Source organism: Cobetia sp., from assembly GCF_983723665.1.
Map to the genome: position 1 here is coordinate 4,262 of NZ_CFDJES010000116.1, position 4,605 is coordinate 8,866.

Here is a 4,605-nt window from a genome sequence, read left to right on the forward strand (position 1 = left end):
CTTGCTATCAGCTCAGTCGGCCTTGCCAGCAAGGCAGCGTCACTGATCAGTCTTCTTCGCCTTCCGGCAGCTCATCGCTGAGCTCTTCTTCCACATCGGCGTGGGAGAGGCGCAGGCCGCCCACCGGCAGGTTGTGGCCGTCGAGCTTGGCCACTTCCCCGTCGAGCTTCAGGCGGCCCTCGAGGAACCAGCGCACCGCGATCGGGTAGATCAGGTGCTCACGCGTGTGCACGCGCTCCTTGAGGCTGGCTTCGTCATCGCCTTCCAGCACGTTGGCGACGGCCTGGATCGCGACCGGGCCACCGTCGAGCTCCTCGGTGACGAAGTGCACGCTGGCGCCGTGTTCCTTCTCGCCGGCTTCCAATACCTTGCGATGGGTATCAAGCCCCGGCCAGGCCGGCAGCAGCGACGGGTGAATATTCATCAGACGCCCGAAGAAGTACTGCACGAACAGCGGCGACAGGATACGCATGAAGCCGGCCAGCACGATGAGGTCCGGTTCATGACGCTCGATCACCTTGATCAGCGCGGCGTCATAATGCTCGCGGGACTCATACTCCTCATGCGGCAGCGCCACGGCATCGACGCCGGCGTCACGCGCACGCACCAGACCATAGGCATCGGCCTTGTTGGAGATGACCGCGACCACGTCGCCGCCCAGCTCGTCGTGTTCCTGTGCTTCCAGCAGCGCCTGCAGATTGCTGCCGCTGCCGGAAATCAGTACCACGACGCGCGGGCGAACCGGCGCATCGTCTGCCTCGAAACCGTTGCCGAAGCCGCCGAGAGTGTCACCGTTGGAGGCGTTGGTATTCGGTTCGATCATGCGGACAGATTCTCCAGCTGGACCTGCTCTTCCATGCCGTTGCGGGCGCGGATGCTGCCGAGGGTGAAGACGGTCTCGCCCTGGGCTTCCAGGTGAGCGCGCGCGGCGGTGGCGTCGGATTCAGCGACGACCACGACCATGCCGACACCACAGTTCAGCACGCGGTGCATCTCGTGTTCTTCGACGTTGCCCTGCTGCTGCAGCCAGTCGAAGACCGCCGGACGCTTCCAGCTGGCGACGTCGATCTCGGCGGTGCAGTCTTCCGGCAGCACGCGCGGGATGTTCTCGAGCAGGCCGCCACCGGTGATGTGGGACATGGCGTGCACGGACAGGCCGCTTTCCTTGAGCAGCGACAGCAGCGGCTTGACGTAGATGCGCGTCGGCGCCATCAGGGCGTCAGCCAGCGGCTGGCCGTCGATTTCCTGCTCCAGCAGGGAGGCATCGGCGACTTCGAGAATCTTGCGGATCAGCGAGTAGCCGTTGGAGTGCGGGCCGGAGGAGGCCAGACCCAGAATCACGTCGCCTGCGCCGACCTTCTTGCCGTCGAGGATCTCGGACTTCTCGACCACACCGACGCAGAAGCCGGCCAGGTCGTAGTCGCTGCCTTCGTACATGCCCGGCATTTCAGCGGTCTCGCCGCCGACCAGCGCGCAGCCGGACTGCAGGCAGCCTTCGCCGATACCGGTGACGACGTCAGCGGCGATGTCGATGTCGAGCTTGCCGGTGGCGTAGTAATCGAGGAACTGCAGCGGCTCGGCGCCAGCGACCACCAGATCATTGACGCACATGGCGACCAGATCGATGCCGATGGTGTCGTGACGGTTGAGGTCCATGGCCAGGCGCAGCTTGGTGCCCACGCCATCGGTGCCGGTGACCAGCACGGGCTGGCGGTAGCCTGCCGGCAGTTCGCACAGGGCGCCGAAGCCACCCAGACCACCCATCACTTCCGGGCGGTGAGTGCGCTTGGCGACACCCTTGATGCGTTCGACGAGGGCGTTGCCTGCATCGATATCGACACCTGCATCCTTGTAGCTCAAGGAAGTCTTGCTGGGCGAGGAGTCCTGGGGGCGTTGCGTCATGTGAGGTTCCTGTCGGTGCGGCCTGGGCGGTGAGACACGATCGATCGCGGGAAAAGAAAGGCGGCTATTGTAGCATTGCGCTTCGCGGCTGACACTGTGCCGATTCACAAAACCGCATCAAAATGTGAAAAGGCCGCCACGCCAGTCATGGCAGGCCTTGTCGCACCTTGGATGGCGCCGGGGGAGGCAATGTCAGACGCGTGAGCGGCGCGTGTCTTGTGGGTGACTCGGCGACAGGCAACAATGGGTGATGCGTGCGCCGTCGGCAGTCAGCCGTCACGAGTGCCCCACGGCTTGTCTCAAGGAGTGAAGATGCAGCGTAAATGGTGGTTGCTGGCCGCAGGCGTGGCCTTCCTCGGCCTGTTGGTGATGCTCGAACCGATTCTGATGCCGTTCTTCATCGGCATGATTCTCGCCTATCTGGGTGACCCGCTGGCCGACTGGCTGGAAGACAAGGGCCTGTCGCGCCATCTGGCGGTCACGCTGGTGTTCAGCGTGCTTTCGGTGGTGCTGTTGATCGCGCTGCTGGTGCTGGTGCCGCTGCTCGGGCGTCAACTGGCGCAGTTGATCAGCTTCATGCCGGTGGTCTTCAACTGGATACGCGAGACGGTGCTGCCGGAAATCCAGTCATTCACCGGGCTGGATTTCAGCGCCGACTTCGATCAGGTCCGCTCGCTGCTGCTGGGCAACTGGAAAGAGACCGGCACCTTCGCCGCCGCGCTTCTGGGCACCGTCTCCAAGTCCGGGCTGGCGATGGCCATCTGGCTGGGCAATCTGGCGCTGATTCCCGTCGTCACCTTCTATCTGCTGCTCGACTGGGACCGCATGAAGGAGAAGCTGCAGGGCCTGCTGCCGCGCCATATGGAGCCCACCGCCACGCGTCTGGCGCATGACTGTGATGAGGTGCTGGGCGCCTTCCTGCGCGGGCAGCTGCTGGTGATGCTGAGTCTGGGCATCGTCTACGCCATTGGCCTGGCGATCATCGGGCTCAAGTTCGCGCTGTTGATCGGCCTGGTGGCGGGGCTTGCCAGTATCGTGCCGTATCTGGGCGTCATCGTCGGTATCCTGATCGCGGCCACGGTGGCCTTCTTCCAGTTCGGCGAGTGGTGGGCGCTGCTGGCGGTCGGTGGAGTCTTCGCGCTCGGTCAGCTGCTGGAAGGCGTGGTGCTGCAGCCGCTGCTGCTGGGCGACAAGATCGGTCTGCATCCGGTCGCGGTCATCTTCGCGGTGATGGCGGGCGGCCAGCTGTTCGGCTTTACCGGCATTCTATTGGCCCTGCCGGTGGCGGCCGTGATCATGGTGCTCTTGCGTTATCTGCATGATCGCTATAAAAACAGTACTTTATATGACCAACAGCGTGATTCTCGCCCCGCGGTGGCAGCAGATCAGCCAGCGCCGCCGGCGGCAGAGGATACCCAGTGATCGAGAGACGAGATCACGGCAACAACAATCAGCATGACGGATGGCAATGACTCAGGGACAGATGGCACTCGGCGTCGGGGTACGTGACGCCGCGACCTTCGACAACTACCACTTCACCTCGACCTCGCTGGCGGAGGCCCTCAAGGGGCAGCTTGCCGACGGCGGGGAGCCCTTCGTCTATCTGTGGGGCGGCGAGCAGAGTGGACGTAGCCACCTGTTGCAGGCGGCCTGTCATCTGGCGGGCGAGCAGGGCAAGCGTGCCTTCTATCTGCCGCTCAACGAGCTGGGCCACTTTCCGCCGCACATGCTCGAAGGGCTGGATGAGATGGACCTGGTCGCCATCGATGATCTCGATGTGGTGATAGGTCGTCAGCGCTGGGAAGAGGCGCTGTTCCACCTCTACAACCGCCTGCGCGACGGCGGGCGGCATCTGCTGGTCAGCGCCAGCTGCGCACCGCGTCTGCTGCCCGTCATCCTGCCGGATCTCGCCTCGCGACTCTCCTGGGGCGTCACCTTCCACCTCTCGGGGCTGGATGACGCCCAGCGCCTCGAAGCGCTCAAATTGCGTGCACGTGACCACGGCCTTGCACTGCCCGACGAAGTCGCCCGCTACATCCTGCATCGCGGGCCGCGCAGCCTGCCGGGCCTGTTCGCGGCGATGAGCGAACTCGACAACGCCTCGCTCTCCGCCCAGCGCAAGCTGACCATTCCCTTCGTCAAGCAGACGCTCGGCTGGTAGGGCAGCGCCTGCGCGGGCCCGGTGGCCCAATCTTGCCTTCATCACGACCGCGGCACCGATATTGCAGTCTCTTTCCATCATCTCTGTCTGAGGACACGCGGCATGAACAGGTTAGACAAGCATCGGGAGCGCATGCACAAGCAAGCCAACTCGATCGGCAACTTCCTGGTCGAAGGCTTTCACTATCTCGGCCTGTTCGCCATCGGCGGCGCGATTGCCATCGCCTCGGTATCGGCCTTCTTCGAGATGTTCGCCAAGGGCTCGGCCAGCGTCGATGACATCCTGCTGCTGTTCATCTATCTCGAACTCGGCGCGATGGTCGGTATCTACTTCAAGACCAACCACCTGCCGATCCGCTTTCTGCTCTACATCGCCATCACCGCGCTGACGCGCTACCTCATCGGCGATGTCTCCCACCACAAGGCCCCCGATATCGGCCTGCTCTACCTCTGTGGCGGCATCTTCTTCCTCGCCCTCTCGGTACTCGCCGTGCGCTTCGCCTCCTACAAATACCCCTCCAGCAAAGCCATCGACCCGATGGG

The 4,605-nt window shown here is 63.7% G+C and carries 5 protein-coding genes; 3 read left to right on the forward strand and 2 right to left on the reverse strand.

Annotation, left to right across the window (positions count from 1 at the left end; translation table 11 throughout):
* Positions 1–46 precede the first annotated feature (46 nt).
* Both purN and purM read right to left on the reverse strand, forming a co-directional pair.
* Positions 47–823 (reverse strand): phosphoribosylglycinamide formyltransferase, encoded by a 777-nt coding sequence (purN, locus tag AC4FAH_RS11340; protein WP_054556275.1) that lies wholly within the window; start codon positions 821–823, stop codon positions 47–49.
* Positions 820–1,902, reverse strand: a complete 1,083-nt coding sequence (gene purM / locus AC4FAH_RS11345; RefSeq protein WP_054556274.1) for a phosphoribosylformylglycinamidine cyclo-ligase — start codon at positions 1,900–1,902, stop codon at positions 820–822. Before purM ends, purN begins: the two co-directional genes overlap by 4 nt.
* Positions 1,903–2,214: 312 nt before the next feature.
* Here purM and AC4FAH_RS11350 point away from each other — a divergent pair, with 312 nt between their 5' ends.
* From AC4FAH_RS11350 to AC4FAH_RS11360, 3 genes are all read left to right on the forward strand, one after another.
* The gene (locus tag AC4FAH_RS11350) at positions 2,215–3,324 is read left to right on the forward strand and encodes an AI-2E family transporter (RefSeq protein ID WP_043334110.1); all 1,110 of its coding nucleotides are present in this window, start codon (positions 2,215–2,217) and stop codon (positions 3,322–3,324) included.
* A gap of 40 nt (positions 3,325–3,364) precedes the next feature.
* Positions 3,365–4,063, forward strand: coding sequence for a DnaA regulatory inactivator Hda (hda, locus tag AC4FAH_RS11355; RefSeq protein WP_043334111.1), 699 nt, complete (start codon positions 3,365–3,367; stop codon positions 4,061–4,063).
* A gap of 102 nt (positions 4,064–4,165) precedes the next feature.
* Positions 4,166–4,605 (forward strand): phosphate-starvation-inducible protein PsiE (locus tag AC4FAH_RS11360; RefSeq protein WP_483237138.1); only part of this gene is annotated, 440 nt, incomplete at its 3' end.

Excerpts from the sequence above, each read along its gene's own strand:
- purN (WP_054556275.1), bottom strand. The coding sequence starts at position 823 with ATGATCGAACCGAATACCAACGCCTCCAACGGTGACACTCTCGGCGGC.
- purM (WP_054556274.1), bottom strand. The coding sequence starts at position 1,902 with ATGACGCAACGCCCCCAGGACTCCTCGCCCAGCAAGACTTCCTTGAGC.
- AC4FAH_RS11350 (WP_043334110.1), top strand. The coding sequence starts at position 2,215 with ATGCAGCGTAAATGGTGGTTGCTGGCCGCAGGCGTGGCCTTCCTCGGC.
- hda (WP_043334111.1), top strand. The coding sequence starts at position 3,365 with ATGGCAATGACTCAGGGACAGATGGCACTCGGCGTCGGGGTACGTGAC.